Annotated in this window: 1 pseudogene; it reads left to right on the top strand. The window is 40.8% G+C overall.

From position 1 onward, the window contains the following. Window positions 1-1,192 (top strand): annotated as a pseudogene (locus QUA38_RS29060) (FkbM family methyltransferase); the annotation flags it as partial.

Raw genomic sequence — 1,192 nt, 5'->3', positions numbered from 1 at the left:
TTCATCCGTTATCATATTGATGTCTTGAAAAAATTACCCTTTCGATGGCACTGGCATATTGTCGAGGGGGTGGCAGATTTAAAACATGATACGGCTTGGAGTGTCACTCTGGGCGGTAACATTTCTGATGATGTTCATCGCGATGGACGCAGCCTGGATGGAACTACCGAATATTTAGATGAACTGGCTCGTCTTTATCCCCAAAATATTAGCATTTATCGAAAGCCAGAAGGCGAATTTTGGGAAGGCAAAAGAGAAATGATAAATGCTCCTATTACCCGGATTTCTGAAGAGTGTTTATTGTGGCAAATTGATGTAGATGAACTCTGGACTTTTGAGCAGATTTGCCAAACTCGACAGATGTTTATTGAACATCCTGAAAAAACAGCAGCTTTTTATTGGTGTTGGTATTTTGTTGGGGAAAATTTAGTTATTAGCACTCGTAATTGTTATGCAAATAATCCTCAATATGAATGGCTACGCACTTGGCGTTTGAAACCAGGTATGGTATGGGCAACCCATGAACCCCCCAGATTAGCGGAACCCTTACCTAATGGTAAATGGCGTGATGTCGCGTTTGTTAATCCTTTTCAACATCAAGAAACTGAGAAAGAGGGGTTAGTTTTCCAACATTTTGCCTACGTTACCCCGAATCAATTGCGCTTTAAAGAGCAATATTATGGTTATAAAAATGCGACTTCCCAATGGTTAAATCTGCAACAACAGACTCAATTTCCTGTCTTATTGCGTCAATACTTTGATTGGGTTAAGGATGAAAGTCAAGTCAATAGCGCGATCGCCTGTGGAGTCGAACCCCTTGCACAACGAGATTTTAGTACAAAAACTTGGCACTTTAAAACTGTGCCTGCTTTACCTGCACTTGCTGTTAACCCCAGTCAAAAATCTCCGACAATTCTCATTGATGGTGTATTTTTTCAACATAATAATACAGGCATTGCTCGCGTTTGGACATCCCTCTGGCAAGAATGGGCCAATACGAACTTTGCTCAAAATATTGTCATTTTAGATCGAAACGGAACAGCCCCCAAAATTCCCGGTATCCGTTATCGAACTATTCCTCTTTACGATTATGGTAATACCGATCGCGATCGCGCGATGCTCCAACAAATCTGCGATGAAGAAAAAGCCGATTTATTTATTTCTACTTATTATACAACCCCTTTGTCAACGC

The organism is Microcoleus sp. Pol12B4, assembly GCF_036701385.1.
Classification (GTDB): Bacteria; Cyanobacteriota; Cyanobacteriia; order Cyanobacteriales; family Microcoleaceae; genus Microcoleus.
Note: the sequence above shows the minus strand (reverse complement) of the source record. Positions and strands in the feature narration are given on the sequence as shown.